14 protein-coding genes are annotated in these 16,596 nt (G+C 60.2%); 6 read left to right on the forward strand and 8 right to left on the reverse strand.

What is annotated here, in order from left to right:
- Positions 1-8: 8 nt before the first annotated feature.
- Positions 9-884, forward strand: a complete 876-nt coding sequence (locus QEG70_RS08350) for a GNAT family N-acetyltransferase (RefSeq protein ID WP_308720262.1) — start codon at positions 9-11, stop codon at positions 882-884.
- A gap of 10 nt (positions 885-894) precedes the next feature.
- Positions 895-1,821 (forward strand): 2-hydroxyacid dehydrogenase, encoded by a 927-nt coding sequence (locus QEG70_RS08355; protein WP_308720263.1) that lies wholly within the window; start codon positions 895-897, stop codon positions 1,819-1,821.
- Positions 1,822-1,999: 178 nt separating this feature from the next.
- On the opposite strand, the gene QEG70_RS08360 is transcribed toward QEG70_RS08355, so the two are convergent.
- From QEG70_RS08360 to QEG70_RS08375, 4 genes are all read right to left on the reverse strand, one after another.
- Entirely contained in the window at positions 2,000-3,271 is a 1,272-nt protein-coding gene (locus QEG70_RS08360) for an NAD(P)/FAD-dependent oxidoreductase (protein WP_308720264.1), read from the reverse strand.
- A 21-nt stretch (positions 3,272-3,292) separates the two neighbouring features.
- The gene (locus tag QEG70_RS08365; protein WP_308720265.1) at positions 3,293-4,630 is read right to left on the reverse strand and encodes an MFS transporter; all 1,338 of its coding nucleotides are present in this window, start codon (positions 4,628-4,630) and stop codon (positions 3,293-3,295) included.
- A gap of 216 nt (positions 4,631-4,846) precedes the next feature.
- Positions 4,847-5,566 carry an HAD-IA family hydrolase gene (locus QEG70_RS08370; protein ID WP_308720266.1) on the reverse strand — a complete coding sequence of 240 codons (720 nt, stop codon included), beginning with the start codon at positions 5,564-5,566 and terminating at the stop codon, positions 4,847-4,849.
- A 25-nt stretch (positions 5,567-5,591) separates the two neighbouring features.
- A complete protein-coding gene (locus QEG70_RS08375; RefSeq protein WP_308720267.1) occupies positions 5,592-7,958 on the reverse strand; it encodes a TonB-dependent receptor in 2,367 nt (788 codons plus the stop codon).
- A 671-nt stretch (positions 7,959-8,629) separates the two neighbouring features.
- On the opposite strand from QEG70_RS08375, the gene QEG70_RS08380 reads away from it, so the two are divergent.
- The gene (locus QEG70_RS08380; protein WP_308720268.1) at positions 8,630-9,637 is read left to right on the forward strand and encodes a zinc-dependent alcohol dehydrogenase family protein; all 1,008 of its coding nucleotides are present in this window, start codon (positions 8,630-8,632) and stop codon (positions 9,635-9,637) included.
- 370 nt (positions 9,638-10,007) lie between these two features.
- Positions 10,008-10,388 (forward strand): hypothetical protein, encoded by a 381-nt coding sequence (locus QEG70_RS08385; protein WP_308720269.1) that lies wholly within the window; start codon positions 10,008-10,010, stop codon positions 10,386-10,388.
- A 236-nt stretch (positions 10,389-10,624) separates the two neighbouring features.
- Here QEG70_RS08385 and QEG70_RS08390 read toward each other — a convergent pair whose 3' ends face one another.
- A complete protein-coding gene (locus tag QEG70_RS08390) occupies positions 10,625-12,370 on the reverse strand; it encodes an oleate hydratase (RefSeq protein WP_308720270.1) in 1,746 nt (581 codons plus the stop codon).
- A 446-nt stretch (positions 12,371-12,816) separates the two neighbouring features.
- Here QEG70_RS08390 and QEG70_RS08395 point away from each other — a divergent pair, with 446 nt between their 5' ends.
- Positions 12,817-13,320: a phospholipase D family nuclease gene (locus QEG70_RS08395; protein ID WP_308720271.1), complete on the forward strand. Its 504-nt coding sequence runs from the start codon at positions 12,817-12,819 to the stop codon at positions 13,318-13,320.
- Here the strand turns inward: QEG70_RS08395 and QEG70_RS08400 are convergent.
- Complete coding sequence (locus QEG70_RS08400; RefSeq protein ID WP_308720272.1) at positions 13,317-14,204, reverse strand: LysR family transcriptional regulator; 888 nt, start codon at positions 14,202-14,204, stop codon at positions 13,317-13,319. The genes QEG70_RS08395 and QEG70_RS08400 overlap by 4 nt on opposite strands.
- A gap of 119 nt (positions 14,205-14,323) precedes the next feature.
- On the opposite strand from QEG70_RS08400, the gene QEG70_RS08405 reads away from it, so the two are divergent.
- Positions 14,324-15,382: a YeiH family protein gene (locus QEG70_RS08405; protein ID WP_308720567.1), complete on the forward strand. Its 1,059-nt coding sequence runs from the start codon at positions 14,324-14,326 to the stop codon at positions 15,380-15,382.
- 39 nt (positions 15,383-15,421) lie between these two features.
- Here the strand turns inward: QEG70_RS08405 and QEG70_RS08410 are convergent, their stop codons facing one another.
- Both QEG70_RS08410 and QEG70_RS08415 read right to left on the reverse strand, forming a co-directional pair.
- Positions 15,422-15,757: a DUF2934 domain-containing protein gene (locus QEG70_RS08410; protein ID WP_308720273.1), complete on the reverse strand. Its 336-nt coding sequence runs from the start codon at positions 15,755-15,757 to the stop codon at positions 15,422-15,424.
- 35 nt (positions 15,758-15,792) lie between these two features.
- A complete protein-coding gene (locus tag QEG70_RS08415; protein WP_308720274.1) occupies positions 15,793-16,587 on the reverse strand; it encodes a family 1 encapsulin nanocompartment shell protein in 795 nt (264 codons plus the stop codon).
- Positions 16,588-16,596: the final 9 nt, after the last annotated feature.

A 16,596-nucleotide genomic window follows, 5' to 3' on the forward strand; every position in this document is an offset into this window, starting at 1 on the left:
GATGGGATATGACCATGACTGATGCAGCCCTGCTGACCCGGATTAGCATCCGCCCCATGTGCGAGGCCGATCTGGAAGCCGGTTACAACCTGTCAAAGGCATTGTCCTGGCCGCATCGTCTGGAAGACTGGCAATTCATGTTTTCCGTGGGGGAAGGCGGCGTGGCCGAGACCGATGCGGGCGAGGTCATCGGCACGATCATGTGGTGGCGGTATGGGAAAACCCATGCCTCCCTTGGCATGGTGATTGTCGATGATGCCTGGCGCGGGCACGGGATCGGCCGGCGGCTGATGAGCGAAGCCCGCAATGCCCTGCCGGGGGCGACCATTCACCTCAACGCCACCCCCTCGGGGGTGCCGTTATATGAGAAAATGGGCTTCCGCCCCTGTGGCATTATCGAGCAGCGGCAGAGTAATGCTGCGGCACAGCCGCTGATCGCCCTGCCCGACGGGGTGCGCCTGCGCCCTGCGGGACACAATGACCTTGATGCCCTCGTGGCGTGTGACACGCAGGCATGTGGCATGGACCGGCGCGAGCTGATTGCCGCCCTGCTTACGGCAGGCAAGGGCATGATTGTCGATGAAGGGGGAAAGGTGGCCGGGTATGCCTTCTGCCGCAAATTTGGCTGGGGCATGGTTGTCGGCCCCGTTGTCGCGACATCGCTTGAATACGCGGCGGCCATGATCGCTTACTGGATCGGCAGCCATGCCGGGCAGTTCATGCGCCTTGATATTCCCCAGGATTCCGCCCTGTCACGCTGGCTTGACGAAATCGGGCTGCTGCGCGTCGATGCGGTCGCAGCCATGGTGACAGATAGCCACGACAGTCATGACGCGGAGAGCCCGATGCATCGTTTTGCCCTGTGTAGTCAGGCTTTTGGTTAAGGAACGCGTCATGTCCATGGTTCTCAAATCCACGGCCGAACGGGCTGAAGTGTGGGGCAGGCTGTTTGCGCAGTACCTGCCCGATGTTCCCTTCCGGGTCTGGCCCGATATTGGTGACCCGGCGGAGGTTGAATACCTTGCCACCTGGGTGCCGCCTGAAAACCTGCTGGAACTGTTCCCCAACCTGAAAATCCTGTTTTCGGTTGGCGCGGGCATCGACCAGTTCGACCTGAGCCGGATTCCGCCTCATGTCCAGGTCGTGCGCACCATTGAAACCGGCCTGACCGATGGCATGGTGGCCTATGTGCAGTTTGCCGTGCGGGCCATCCAGCGCGATATGCTGCGCTACATTCACCAGCAGCGCCAGCATGTGTGGCGGGCGCTGCCTGTGCGCAGTGCATCACAGTTCCGGGTGGGGGTGATGGGGCTTGGGCAGCTCGGCGTGCCTGTGGCGCAGTCCCTGCAGGGTATGGGCTATGTGACGCAGGGCTGGGCGCGGTCGCGCCACGTCATTGATGGCGTAAAATGCTTTGCTGGTGAAGCGGAGCGAACCGAATTCCTGGCAACCACCGATATCCTTGTATGCCTGCTGCCCCTGACAGCACAGACGACGGGGATACTGAACCGTGACCTGTTTGCGCAGATGCCGCGCGGGGCCGCCCTGGTGCAGTGCGGGCGCGGGCGGCAGATGGTGATGGATGACCTGGTGGCAGCCCTCGATGAAGGGCAGCTTTCGGCCGCCATACTCGATGTAACGGACCCCGAGCCCCTGCCTGCCGACCATCCGCTATGGGACCGGCCGGATGTGCTGATTACGCCGCATATTGCCAGTTCCACGCCTGCGGAAAGTGGCGGCATGACGATCATCAACAATATCCGTCGCTACCTCAACAACGAAGCGCCGGTCGGTCTGGTTGACCGCGCGATGGGATACTGACCCCATACAGGCATGGCTGATGTTGCGGCATGAAGCGCGCGCGACATCACCCTGCGCCATGGTATCGGCAGTTTCCGGTAACGCGCTTTTTTGCAAATAAAAATGCCGCCTTTCTTTTGAAAGGCGGCATTTTGCCATGGGCATGGAACTGGCCTGCCTGTGGGGCAGGCCAGGCTGATTACATCAGCTTGTCCTTGATGCGGTAATACATGCCGATGGCGGGCAGGAAGTGTTCAGCCAGCCCATACATGGGAATGCGCGGCCAGGGCATGTTTTCCAGCGGGTTGGCATGCGGGTTGCCCGCAATCACATCCGCCATGCACTGCCCCATATGCACCGACATCTGCGTGCCATGGCCGCTATAGCCCATGGTGTAGAAAACGCCGTTCCATTCACCCGCGCGCGGCAGGCGGTCGATGGTCATGTCCACATCGCCGCCCCAGCAGTAATCGATGCGGATATCGGGCACCTGCGGGAAAACGCTCTGCAGTGCCGAGCGCAGCATGTCGCCGCTCGAGATATCCGTGCTTTCGCGGGATTTTGAAAAACGCGCCCGCCCGCCAAAGATCAGGCGGTTATCAGCAGCGAGGCGGAAATAGTGATGAATGTTCTGCGTCGTGACCACATTGCGGTGGCCGGGCATGATCGACTTGACCGTGGCGTCATCAAGCGGCTCGGTTGCCACGATAAAGCTGCCGACGGGCATGATGCGCTTGCGGAAATAGGAGGGCGCATGCCGGCTTGTGCCGGTGGCCAGCAGCACTGCCCCGGCATCGATCACGCCATGGCGGGTGGTGACGCGGGTGATTTTGCCCTCGCGGCGCAGGGCGGTCATGGGGGTGTTTTCAAAGATCTGCCCGCCAGCCCTGAGCACGCTGTTGGCCAGGCCGATGCCGAATTTGCCCATGTGCATCTGCCCGCTATGCGGATACAGGACGCCGCCTGCAAATCTGGATGAACCGATTTCATCTCCCAGTTCACTGGCTTCCAGCAGGCGGGAATCCGGGTCAACATCAAGGGCGATGCGCGCCTGATCCGCGCGCAGGCTGGCCATGTGGCTTTCGCGGCTGGCCAGCTTGAGTTTGCCGCAGCGGCGGAAATGGCAGTCAATCGCGTTTTCCGTGACGATGCGCTCGACTGTATCAACCGCGCGGTTCAGCACCTTGTAAAGCCGTGCCGCCGTGGCAACGCCAAGCTTGTCGCAGGCCATGCCATAATTGCCAGCCAGGCCGTTATTGACATGGCCGCCATTGCGGCCCGATGCCTTGCCGATAACCCGCTCTTCATCAATGACCACGACGCTGGCGCCTGATTTGGCGAGTTTCAGCGCAGCGGAGAGGCCGCTAAATCCGGCACCGATCACCACCACGTCCGCTTTTGCGGGCAGGGCGGCAATCGGCGTGCCGGTAAAGGCCGGTGCGGTATCCAGCCAGTAAGATGTCAGCTTCATTGGAAATGACTCCGTATCCGATCAGGATGTAAGCGATTGACTGGCTTCAGACAGGTTGAGGGTGGCGGTCTCGGGCGCCCATCGCCATGAAATGGCGGCCCCCAGTGTCAGAAGCATTGCGGCCACCAGCATCATGGCGTGTACCCCGAACTGTATCGTGCCCATGGGCAGTAGCACGGTGCCCACCGCAGCCCCGAGCCTGCTGGCCGATGAGGCGAAGCCTACGGCGGTGCCACGAATTTCGGTGGGAAAGAGTTCATTGGGGTAAACAAACTGTAGGCCACTCCCGGCGGCTTCAACCGCAGAGTATATTATGAATGCAATGATTATAAACCAGTTGGCCGGGTGGGGATAGAGACCCACGAAAAATAAGGCGATAGCCCCCCATGCAAATGAACCGATCAACAGTTTGCGCCGGCCCATTACATTGATCAGCCCCAGCGAGACAGGAACGGAGCCAAGTAACGTGAAGCTCGTTACAATGCATGAGGCCAGAAGCGAGTTCCCCATCTTCAGTTGCTCGAGTATCGGGGCCTGCAGGGTATGGATGGCAAAGGAGGGCGCGCTCTGCAGGATCCAGAAAGCGCACACAAAAGCCAGCGCGCCACGATAGCGGTTTTGGAACAGGTGCCTGAGCGACAGCCTGGCGGTGCCGGTGGGCTTGGGCTCATCGATCAGCACATGCGCGCCCAGATGCTCGCGCACAACGGCCCTGGCCTCATCCGCGCGACCGGCCTGCATGAGCCAGCGCGGGGATTCCGGCATGCCGATGCGAAAGAGTATGAGCAGCGCCGAGGGCACCAGGCTCGACCCCAGGATGATGCGCCAGTTATCGGGGAAATAGAGTGAAAGCAGGTAGCCCGCGATAAAGCTGATGATATACCCCACCCACCAGAACGTAATCAGCCCCGACAGCACGGGACCGCGCCAGACACGGGGCATGAACTCGGTTACGTAGGCGGTGGCAATGGGGTAATCCGCGCCGATGGCCATGCCGATCAGCAGCCGCCAGAACAGCAGCGCATACAGGCTGCCTGCAAAATACTGCGCGCACGAGCATATCGCGAACATGAGCAGGTTGAGCGTATAGAGCCGCTTGCGGCCCAGGCGGTCTGAAATGATGCCGCCACCCAGCCCCCCGAGCAGCACGCCGAACAGCGAGGACGCGCCCAGCAGCCCCGTCATGTTCCCTGACAGGTGGAAGTCCTTGACCATGATGGGCAGGGCGATGCCGATGATGCCCAGGATATACCCATCGCAAAACGGACCACCACCGGCGACAAGAGCCAGTCGCAGGTGGAAGCCCGAGGGTTTGAGATCATCGATGAGACAGGGGGAAGTCTGTGGTTGTTCTTGCATTGTGCGGCCGGTCCCATCCTTCATGATCGCTGGTGGATATGTGCGGGTAAGCGGGATATGCCGCCGGTGGCGCAGGGGCTGTGCGCCAGGGCTGCGAGCCGGTGCTCCAAACGCGCAGCCCCGTTCTGGCCCTGCCCACAACGGACATCTCGGTTTTCGATGATGGTGCTGTCACAAACGGGCACGCGATCCGTCATGGATCGCGTGCAGTCTGCCTCAGTCGTAGATCATGAACAGTTCGTTGCGGTCCGCCAGGTCAGCCAGTTCCTTCATGGTGGAGAAGTGGTAATCCGGCCTGGTCAGTTCGGTTACGGCAATCGTGCCGCCAAAGCCGCCGATGGTCTTGCGGCGCTCGATCCAGCACACGGTGTAACCAAGGTCACGCCCCACCGAGATGTCATGATACTGGCTTTGCGCCACATGCAGGATCTCGTTTTTCACGATGCCGTCACGGCTCAGGCGCCCGCGGGCGAAGGCGAAGAACTCGGGGTCCGGCTTTTCGCACAGCGCATCATCCACCGTGACCGAATCATGGAAGGGCATGCCCAGGGTCTTTTCCATGCCCTTGAAGGCCCAGCGCTGCGTGTTGGTCATGGCCACGAGCTTGAAGTGCCTGGCCAGGCGGGCCAGGGCATCGACTGAATCGGGGAAGGCGGGCCAGTCATGGGCGGCCTGGGCGAAGGCCTTTACATGCTCCGCGCCCTCGGGTAGGCCAAAGCGCGGGGCCAGGGTTTCATAGATGGGCATCAGGTCATCAGGAAAATTAAGGGTCTCGCCGCGTGCCCGCATCTCGCGGTAAGCGCTCAGGAAGGCTTCGCGCTCCACTTTCTTGCCCGCTTCACCACACTGGGTGTGAATGAAGTTCATCATGCCGGTTTCAAAATCGATCAATGTTCCCACAACATCGAACGTCAGGGCCTTGGGTAAACGCTTCATGATATTTCTCAGCCTGTTGTAGTGATTAGAAACCCGTGGTGAAGGACAGGACGCCAGCAAAGCCGCCGCCAACATAGTACTGCGGTGCGGAGGCCGCGACCTGGTGTCCGTTGACCATCATGGCCTGTCCATTGGTCTTGATGCTGCTGGTGCCCGACAGGTAGCCGTTATTGCCGATGTTGATCAGGTTCAGCTGGATCTGTGGGTGCTTGGCATACCAGAACGACTTGAACCGATAGCCCATGTTCATGTTGAACGTTTCGTAGCTGGGGATCGACTCATCGTTCATGAAGGTCGAATACTGCTTGCCGATATAGTTCATGTTGAACCCGGCAAAGACGGAGCCATTGTCGTAGTTCAGGCCGACGGCCACCGTGACTTCGGGTGTATTGACCGCGTTCTTGCCAGCCGTGGGCATGTAGACCGTCGTGCCATCGGTTGCGGCGGCCTTCAGGTTGTTGTCGATGGTGGCGTGTTCATACTGCGCGGAGACATACGGGCTGAAGTGATGCCACGGGCGCAGGCCGATTTCGATCTGGGCGCCACGCGCGGTCTGGCCACCGGCATCGATGGATTCCGAGATCGCCTGCGTGCCGGAATAGGTTGTCGTGCTGAGCTGGCGGTGGGTGAAGTTGTAGTTGAACAGCGCAAGCGACAGGTTGACAAAGCCGGTGTGGCGGTAGCCGATTTCTTCCCCGATGGCGAATTCAGGCTGCAGGCCTCTGGCGTGGCGGGTGGAGAGCTGGCCGTTGGAAATGCTGTAGCGATCCGCGTAGGTCATGATCGAGGCGGGCATGCGGAACGAAGACGTGCCGTTGATGTAGATCTGGTCATGCGGCGTGATCTTGTAGCTGGCCATGAACTGCGGCAGCGGTTCGGCCACGCTCTGCCCGGTGCCATAGGTCACATCGGGGATGGCGTTGGTTTCGCTGCGCGTCACCATGACTTCCTTGAAGCCCGCGGTCAGGGTCAGGCGGTCATGCAGCGCGCGGTAGGTATCGTTGATGAACAGCGCGTTGGTCTGCTGGATGAGGTGGATGTTGTAGGTGGAGAGCACCTGCCCGTTCTGGGTCAGGATGGCATTGCTGCCCCACTGGCCCGATGGCGTGCCATCGCCATTGGCCGCCTGGTAGCTCTGCGGTTCCGACTGGTCGAAGTAGGAATACCATGCGCCGCCCGTCAGGGTGTTGTGGCCCTTGGTCCATGACAGCGCGGCGTTGATGCCGGAATAGGCGAGGGTATAGGTGTCGATCGACCCGGCAAGGATGGAGGAGCCGGTCTGGGCGCCGGTGTTCTGCAGGGTGCCTGCGGGCTGGCTGCCGAAATAGGAGCCGTTGCGGCTCAGGGTCGAGGCACCGTTGTCGTAACCCCAGGAGTAGGTGAAGTAGGGGGTGACATCGAGCGTCAGGCCCTTGGCCAGCTTGACATTGACCGGCGCGCCCATGGTGATCTTCTTCATGCGGTTTTCTTCAAAACCGTAGTAATTTGCGGGCGTGCTGCCGCCAGGCGTGTCGTTGTAATTGAAATTGACGCCGTACTGGTTCCACTGCGCCTTGGTGGGCGCGCGCAGGTAGTATTGCTGGGCGTCGTTATAGGCAAAGACAAGCGATGCACGGTTGCCGTCGCCCCATTCCTTCAGGAACTTCATGTCGACATGGTAACGCTTTGTCGCGCCAACGCCACGCCATTCATCGGCCGTGCGGTCGGAAAAGGACACGAAGCCGCGAATGCCGGTATGGCCGATTTCGCCCGTGTCGAACCGCACGAACTCACGCCGCAGGCTGAAAGAGCCGTAGCTGAGGTTGACATTGCCGCCCATCTTGCGTGACGGGTCGCGCATTTTCACCGACATTTCACCGCCGACGGCGTTGTACAGCGGGGATTTCGTATCCGGCGAGCCCTGGGTCAGGGTAACGGATTCAATGTTTTCGTTATCGGATGATGCTGACGTATAGGGCAGGAGGTAAACCGGCGCGGCGGCCGGTATGCCTTCGAACAGGTAGCCGATTTCCTGCTGGTTCAGGCCACGGATGGTCAGGCCCTGCTGGTCATCATTGGTGCCCAGCGGGTCATTGCCACCATAAACGACGCCCGGCAGGCTGGCGATCATGGCAACCGCGTTGGAGGTCGGGCTCTGCTTTGCAATGAAGTCGCGCGTCAGCCCGCTACGGGACTTTGCAACGGTTTGCGGTGGCATGAGGCCGCCGCCCGGGGTGGTGTTTGTCACCCCGTTTGATGTTGGCGTGCCATGGGTGACGTGAATGAATTCCGTCTTGGCCTGCGGTGGCGCTGCGGCAGCAGCCGTAGCGGGCTTGGCTGTTGTCGTGGTTGTCTTGGCGTGTTGTGACGCGGCGGTTCTGGTGCTTTCCGCTGCATCGGCGCCCGCGCTCATGAAAGGCAGCATGAAGGAGGCCACAGAAAGGAACAGGAACCTGGACCGTGACCATGCCGGATAACGGGAAAGATCAGTACGGACGGTCGTCTGGATACCGACCAATGAGCACAGTTTGTTGTCAGTCATTGCAATCCCCTGGGCGCGTCGTTCGAAATGGAGTGAAGTCGAACCGATGGCGGTTTCTTGCTTTTGATACTGCAACATTCTGCTCACAGAACGGGAAGGGCATACTATCAATTTATATTCCGCAACCAGAACATAATCGCGTTGTTTCGCCTCAAATGAGAGGAAAATGCCGATTCATTATGAAAGTATAATAATCTGGAAATTTTCAGGCCAATCTGCCGTCTGGAGCAGTAAGCGGGCCGTAAATTCAGTATAAGATGTTATAATATAAAAACAAATATGTCACGGATACGTGTTCCCGCTATCGGGTCAGGAAAGGATATGCCGTGTTTCATGCGCCTGAACGGGCATGCGGGTAAGGAGTATGACGTTACATAAAAATAACGATATGACGGCGCATCTGACGCCCCGGATTGCAGGCCGCTGCCCGGCCTGTTCCCCATGGCAGGCATCCTCGCGCTGCGTGCGGCACCGGCACCATATTGGAGTTCATGGCCTGTCTCTGGTATTTTGCCCTCCACTGTAGTGAGGAGATACCCGCGATGCCCAAAACGGTTATTGTGCAGCCGCCCGGCGGCTTCGATCATGTGATCATGTCCGAGCAGCCCATCCGCGCGCCGGAACATGGTGAAATCAGGGTCAGGCTGCATGCATCCTCGCTGAACTATCATGATTATGCAGTTGTCAGCGGTATGTGGGCGCCCACGGTGCAACGCATCCCCATGGCCGATGGCGCGGGTGAAGTGGTGGAAGTGGGCGCAGGCGTGAGCGAATTCGCGCCCGGTGACCGGGTTGTCAGCACCTTCTTCCCCACATGGCTTGGCGGTGCGCCTGATGTGATCGGATTTGCCACCGTGCCGGGCGATGGCGTGGATGGCTATGCGCGCGAGGAGGTAACCGCGCCCGCCACCTCCTTTACCCACGCGCCGCGCGGCTGGTCGCATGCCGAGGCGGCGACGCTGACCACGGCGGGGCTGACGGCATGGCGCGCGCTGTTTGTTGATGATGCCGTGAAGCCCGGTGATACGGTGCTGGTGCAGGGCACGGGCGGCGTGTCGATCTTCGCGCTGCAATTTGCCAAGATGGCGGGGGCCACGGTCATCGCCACTTCATCGAGTGCTGCAAAGCTCGAGCGCCTGCGCGCCCTTGGCGCGGACCACGTCATCAATTACCGCGAAAACCCGCAATGGGGCACCACCGCATGGGAACTGACCGGCGGGCGCGGCGTGGACCATATTATCGAGGTGGGTGGCCCTGCCACGCTGGCGCAGTCGATGGCGGCCATCCGGGTGGCGGGTCATATTTCCGTCATCGGTATTCTGACGGGCGTGGCAGGGCAACTGGAAGTGGTGCCCATGCTGCTCAAGCAGTTCCGGCTACAGGGCGTGCTTGTAGGCAGCCGGGCCGACCAGCATGCCATGGTGCGGGCTGTTGAGGGCAATGGCATCCGCCCGGTCATTGACCGCAGCTTTGCGCTTGAAGAGATCGTAGCGGCCTTTCACTATCAGGAAAGCAACCAGCATTTTGGCAAGATCTGCCTGGAGTTCTAGGGCAGATCCAGTTTGAATGGACATATTCGAACCGGTGAAGATGCTCGACAAACAATGAGTGAGAGAAATTCCAGGGTTTGACACAGTCTGCTGTCGCGGCGATGAGGATGATGGAAAGTGCGGCTGTTGCTTCGCATGGCATGGCGACGGCCCGCCATTGCTTGATTTGTGCCTGCCTCATCCTCCAGATAGGTCCGGGCCTGATCAGATAAAAACGGCCTGCATTTTGCTTATTACAAACAATCATATCGTTTTTTCTGTTATTCAGGGCCTCACATGATCTGAAAGGGTTTTGGCATGTGCAATGTGATGGTATTTTAAAAAGACTCTAGTATATATGGAATGATTTATTTTTTAAGAGGCATGAACCATGAAATATATTCTTTTTTCTTTTGTATCCATTTTTTCTCTATCACAAGCCGCTTTGGCTGCAGAAAGCAGCCCTTATGTCGGTACGTATAAAAGAACTACGCCATCAGCATCACAAATGGTAGTTAGCCATAATAATGATAAATGGTCCCTGGAAATTGATGGTGCTGGCATTCCCAATGGCGCCTCAACTGCTGCTGATTGTCAGATAGAAGCAGCAGGAAGCCTCGATAATGATATTTTGACAGCCAAACTCACTGATGGTGACGGCGGCATTTTCAAAGTCAAATTTTCAAAAAATCATGCGACTGTTCTTGAACAGGACGTTTCGGTTTGTGGTATGGGGTCGGATCTGGGCGGTACATATACAAAGGCCCGATAAGCAAAAACAGGAATTTCTGCTGACAATGCGCCACCCAGGTCTGGCTTCTGGCGCATGACTGAAACCCGCAGGTCATGTTTGAGGGATGGTAGGTTCCTGGAATGCGATATGCAAAAAAATGCATCCGCCCTTCCTTCTATTTCCATGACGTGGCTGTAAGGTCAAAATAGTCCTGATCTGGCGCCACCTTTATTGCAAAAGGTGGCGCTTTTTCATAATGCCGTGCCGCCTGATTTTCAGATCAGGCCATAGCGGGTCAGAAGATCGCCAATTTCCGTGCCATTGGCCATGTGGCGCACCACGCCTGATGCGGGGATCTTGCGGGCATCACGCAGTTCGGCTGCCGCCTGCAGCAGCATGCGCACATCATAAACGCTGCCAAACACTTCGGGCACGGCGCGGTCAATATCGAGCAGCGTGTAAACCGCTTCCATCGCGGTACGGACCGAATATTCGGTCGTGAACACCGTATCGCGCGGCGTCTCGGCAAACTGGCCGAGAAAGGCAAGGTTGACGCTGCCCTCGGGCACGACCTTCGGCCGGTCGCCCGCCGCGCGCGGCATGAACTGCGCAGTGATGAAGGGCATCATGCACGGATGGGTGGTGGCACCCGTTGCGGCCATGTCGTCAATCTGGTCTTCCGGCACGCCCATGTGGAACAGCCATTCGCGCGTGATTTCCTCGCCGGTGCATTCCTGCATGGGTTTCTTGACATAGTTGCCCGGCACGTCGCTGAACAGACCGTACAGCCATGCCACCATCTGCCCTTCAGGCTGGCCCTTGAAATGCGGCTGCCGGCTGACCACCCAACTCATGAGCCATGCGGAATCGCTGATGGTGATCGGGCCGCCCGTAACCGTGCGGCCAGAGAAGGGATCGCGCCCCGTTACCCTGTGCACCAGATCAGGAATGCGTGCATCACGCGTGGTGACGGTAGCGGACTCCCAGCGTGATTTCGTGGTGTTGCCACAGAACACGTCAGGCCGCCCGAAGGCAGGGTCCTGTGCCGCGATGTTGCGCCACAACTGCCAGATATTGCCCGTGGCAATGCCGGTTTCGATCGGGGCAGGGGCATGGTGGTCGCCCCAGCGGGCGTTTTCCACCATCGAGCCATTGGTCACGAACACCAGATCAGCCGCCTTGATGTCGATCCCACCCGGCTGGCCGTTATCGAGCAGGTCGATGCGGGTGGCGATCTTCCTGCCGCCTGCCGTATCAACACGCACATTGGTCGCCTGCACGCCGTGGCGGAACACGACGCCCTGTTGCGCAAGCCATGTGGCCAGCGGCCTGCTGAGTGATTCCTGCTGGTTGAACTTCGTGAATTTGAGCGTGTGCAGGTCCTTGAGGCCCAGGATCTGGTGCACGAAGCGGGCAAGGTAGCGTTTCATCTCGATGGCGCTATGCCATGTCTCGAATGCGAACATGGAGCGCCAGAACAGCCAGAAATTCGATTTCATGAAATCGGCTGACAGCACATCGCTGATCGTCTTGCCATCAAGCCTGTCTTCATCCGTCAGGATCAGGGTCAGGATCTCGCGCCGGGCCTTGCCGGTCAGGGTCAGGCTGTCACGGTCGGGCAGGGGCTTGCCGCGCGCGTGCATGGCGCGGATGGGGCTGCTGCTGGGGTCGGCGCGGTTGAGGCGGTAGAACTCATCAAGCACGGAGGCGCCGGGCACTTCAAGCGACGGGATCGAGCGGTACAGATCCCACAGGCACTGGAACAGCTCCTCCATTTCCCGCCCGCCGCGAATGAGCCAGCCTGTCTCGGCGTTACCCGTGCCATCGAGCGCGCCGCCATTGTCGCCTGAGGCTTCAAGAATGGTGATGTGTGCAGGCGGCATGCCCGCATCACGGATCAGGAAGGCGGCAGCAGCCATGCCGCCAAGGCCGCCGCCTATGATCCAGGCTGCGCGGGTGTCAATTCCGGCAGGTTTTTCAGGGCGGACGAATGCTTCAAAATTGCTGTGGGCATATCTCATGGAATTTGCGCCTTGCTGGGGCCATGGACCATGGCCCTGACTTTTTCCCCCGATGGGAAAGTCTGTTGAGCATAGCGCGATTTTTTGGCGATTGATGTCGTTGATATTTATCAATTGGCAAGGCAGGGATGCATGGATCGGGTGGACCGGATGCGGCACGCCTTGCAGCCCGTGTGGCGTGCAGGTCAGGGCAGGCATAGGGCGGTATATGACACTTTTATGAAAACATATTTCATAAGATGTGGCAGGCCCTGCCTTCATGTGTCGTGACTGTATGGCGGGAATGCCCCTGCCTGAAACAGGATTGACCTGATGTTCATCCTCAAGAGGATAGTGCAGCCTGTTTGTCATCCTATGGCCCTGTGCGTGGTGGCGGGAGCAGGTTGGGCGTGCCCTGACTGTTGCCGTGAGGCTTTATACAGATCCGTATCAATAAAGAAGATGAAATGAAAAGCATTATTATAGCCCTTCTCTGTATTGGCCTGACAACGCCAGTTTATGCCCAGTCGCATATCGATTATGGTTTTTCGCCCGAAGGGTCGGCAACTGAACTGGTGCTCAACGTGATCAAAAGTGCAAAGAGCCAGATCCGCATGATGGCGTTCTTCTTCAGCGCCGATAACGTGGTCGAAGCCCTGATCAAGGCCAGAAAGCGCGGGGTGGATGTGGCGATCGTGCTTGATGAGGAAGGCAATCAGGGCAAGGGCAACCAGATGGCCATCGCGCGCGTCAAGGATGCCGGTATTCAGGTCAGGATGGATGATGTCTATGCCGTGCAGCATGACAAGGTCATCATTACCGATGGCCAGAATGTCGAGACTGGCTCCTTCAATTTCACCAAGGGCGCGCAGCGCAAGAATAGTGAAAACGCCATTGTGATCTGGGATGATCCCGCCCTTGCGCAGGCTTACCTGGCCCATTGGCAGAACCGGTGGGACCACGCCCGCTAGGCATATCCGCTTGGCTCCCGGCCAATAAGCGCCAGCAGGGCTTCCGCCGCCGGGCTGCGGTAGCGCTCCTTGTGGCGCAACCCGTAAAAGGCGCGCGGGCCGAGTGTGCGCGGCACGGCATGCAGCGTGCCCGCCTGCAATGCGGGGCCAATGACCAGCGAAGACAGCGCCCCAATACCGGCTCCGGCCTCGATTGCGGTGCGCACGCTCTCGTTGGAGGGCAGGACAAGCCCGATTTCAAGCTCTTCGGGCGCAATGCCCAGTTCGCGCAACTGCTGCTCCAGCGTGGCCCGCGTGCCGGAACCCGGCTCGCGCATGACCCATGTGGCCTTGCGCAGCCACTGCGTGCTGGCATGGGCAGGCGGGCAGGGGGTGGCCTGTATCAGGGTCAGGCGGTCGGTGCCCAGCGGCCACTGGGCCAGGGCAGGGTCATCGACCAGGGCCTCGACAATGCCAAGGTCAACCACGCCATCGCGCACCCGTCTTGCGGCTTCCCCGGTGTTGCTGATGGCAACATCAACGACAATGTGCGGATAGTGCCTGCGAAATGACACCACAAAGCGCGGCAGCCAGTAGGCGGCAATGGTCTGGCTGGCCACCACGCGCAACGTGCCGCGCTTCAGGCCACTGAATTCCTCCAGCATGTTTTCAGCCGCTGCCGCCTGCGCCAGCACGGCCCGGGCTTCGGGCAGGAACAGGCGGCCTGCTTCCGTCAGGCGGATGCCGCGCCCGATACGGTCGAACAGCTTGATGCCGTGGCGCTCCTCAAGTGCCGCGATGGCGGCAGATACGGCAGATTGCGTCACGTTCAGGGCACGGCTGGCAGCGGTGACGTGCTCGCGCTCGGCCACGGCAATGAAAAGACGGAGCTGTTCAAGGGTCATGCTGCATTCCTATCACAATCAATCATGAAAAACGATTGAAACAAGAAGAACTATGCATTGGATTGATTGAATGTACGCCGCCTACCCTGCATGGCGAAAGGGAGGACATCGTGACGACCATGCCATGCAGGCCGCCATTCCTGTTGCGGAACATTGATTTTTCAGCGCGTGTCGCACCGGGCATCGTTGTGTGCCTGGGCATCAGCGTGCTCGCCATCGGGCTGGAAAGGGCGCAGGCTGCCCTGTTTGGCAAGGCATGGCTGGAGGCCCTCAACCTGGCCCTGCTGCTCGGTGTGGGCCTGCGCGCGCTCTGGCGGCCCACGCCTGCGTGCCAGCCCGGCATAAGCTGCTGCGCGCGCACCCTGCTCAATATCGCCATCGTGCTGCTCGGGGCCTCGTTCAGCATGGGGGCGGTGCGTGCGATCGGGCCGGGGCTCGTAGCGGGCACCATTGGCATCGTGGCGTTCAGCCTGGTCTTTACCTGTTGTGTGGGCTGGCTTGCGGGGTTGCCCGCGCGGCAGAGGCTGCTGGTGGCCTGCGGTAACTCCATATGCGGCAACTCGGCCATCATGGCGGCAGCCCCGGTGATCGGGGCCGATGATGACGAGGTGGGCGCCAGCATTGCCTTTACGGCGGCGGGCGGGCTTGTGGTGGTGCTGGTGCTGCCGTTTCTGGTGCCCCTGCTGGGCCTGACGGATGGTGAGGGGGGCGCGCTGGCGGGGCTGAGCGTTTATGCCGTGCCGCAGGTCGTGGCCGCAGCAGCGCCCTTTGGCATGGCGGCGGTGCATGTTGGCACGCTGGTCAAGCTGGTGCGGGTGCTGATGCTCGGACCGGTCTGCGTGGTGCTGGCCGTGATTGCCAGCGCATGGCGCGCGCGTGAGGCGGCGGAGGGCGCGCGCCTGCCCCCCCTGACCCGGCTGGTGCCGTGGTATATCATCGGTTTTGTGATCATGATGGCGGTGCGCACGGCGGGGGGCATTCCGGCGGGGCTTGTCGTGCCGCTCAACCATGTAGCCACGTTCCTGACCGTCCTTGCCATGGCAGCGCTCGGGCTGGGGGTGGAACTCCGGGCCATTTTGCGGGCAGGCAGGGCGCTGATGGTTACGGTCATCATTTCACTGCTCGGGCTGCTGGCTGCAAGCGTGGCGTTGGTGCGGGTCATGGTTGTGGGTGGGTAGGAAAGTGCAGGATGGCGTTCTCCATCCTGCACTTCAGGGTCAGTCCTGGTCCTTCAGGGCTTTTGCCTCTTCGGCGCGCGTGGCGAAGGGCACTTCCTGCCTGTCATCAAGTTCATCCATGCTGCCGCCGGAATTGCCGAGGTTTTCCTCCAGCCAGGCCTGCTCGATGGGCTCTCCGTTCGCATCGAGCGGCACGGGTGAGTCAACGGGGATCTGGCCTGCGTCGGGGTTGCTTTCCATGCCGATCAGTTCCGATGCGGCTTCGCGGTAGGCGGCGGCACCGCAGCCGGGCTTGCCGTCGGCTTCCCACAGTTCCTGGGCTTTGGCGGTGATGCGGGCTTCGGTTTCGGGTGTTGTGGCCAGGGGGTTCTGCATGATCATGTCCTTGGTAGGGTGTTCGGTCTGGAATCTCAGTCGAGGGCTACGGCAGCCTCGCTGGTCAGCATCCGGAAGATAAAGCTCTCCTGGAGGTAAAGTTCGACCGTGTCGGCCGTATGCGCCAGATAGCCGATCGAGAAATCCTGCCCGATATCAAGCTGCATGTCGCCGCCGCGCAGCGAGATGACAAAGGCCCCTTCAATGGCGGGCGCCCAGACCAGCTTGCCGTCAATCAGGCTTTCGATGTGCTTGCGCACCGGGTAGCCCGCATCATCGCCGCCGCTTGCCGCCTCATATGCCTTTGCGCCCAGCACGATGGCATAGGGACCGTTGACGCCCGCAAGGCGTAGTGCAGCAAGGGCATCGGCAAAGGCCTGCGGGTAATCCCTGACCGATGCGGGCAGCTTGACAGGGGCGTTGGATGTCGCCTGCGCGATGCCCTTCATGCCGGCTGCGCCGTAGCCGGTGAAAATGGCGCGGTCCTCGGCAAAGGCGATCTTTCTGGCGGCGTCCTTGACCGGCTGCCAGTCGGCATCGCACGCGCCGCGTTCCACCGCATCGATTTCAGCGCGAGACAGGGTAAAGGGCACGCGCAGTTCCACCACCGGCAGCACGTCGCGTATCACGGCCTGCACGCCCTCGCCGGGCGCATCGATGCGCCGGTCGCGCCCTGTGCCCACGGCGGAAAAGGCCGTGCCTTTAGGTTCGGAAACATCAACCACGCGGCGCCCGGCAAGGTGGCGGCGCAGGGTGCGGGTGGCTTCTTCCTCGATTTCGGTCCAGGCTGCGGACGAGATGGGGGCGAGGTGTCTGTGCAGGTTGTTCATGTCTGGTGT

The organism is Komagataeibacter xylinus (assembly GCF_031081985.1).
Classification (GTDB): Bacteria; Pseudomonadota; Alphaproteobacteria; order Acetobacterales; family Acetobacteraceae; genus Komagataeibacter; species Komagataeibacter xylinus_E.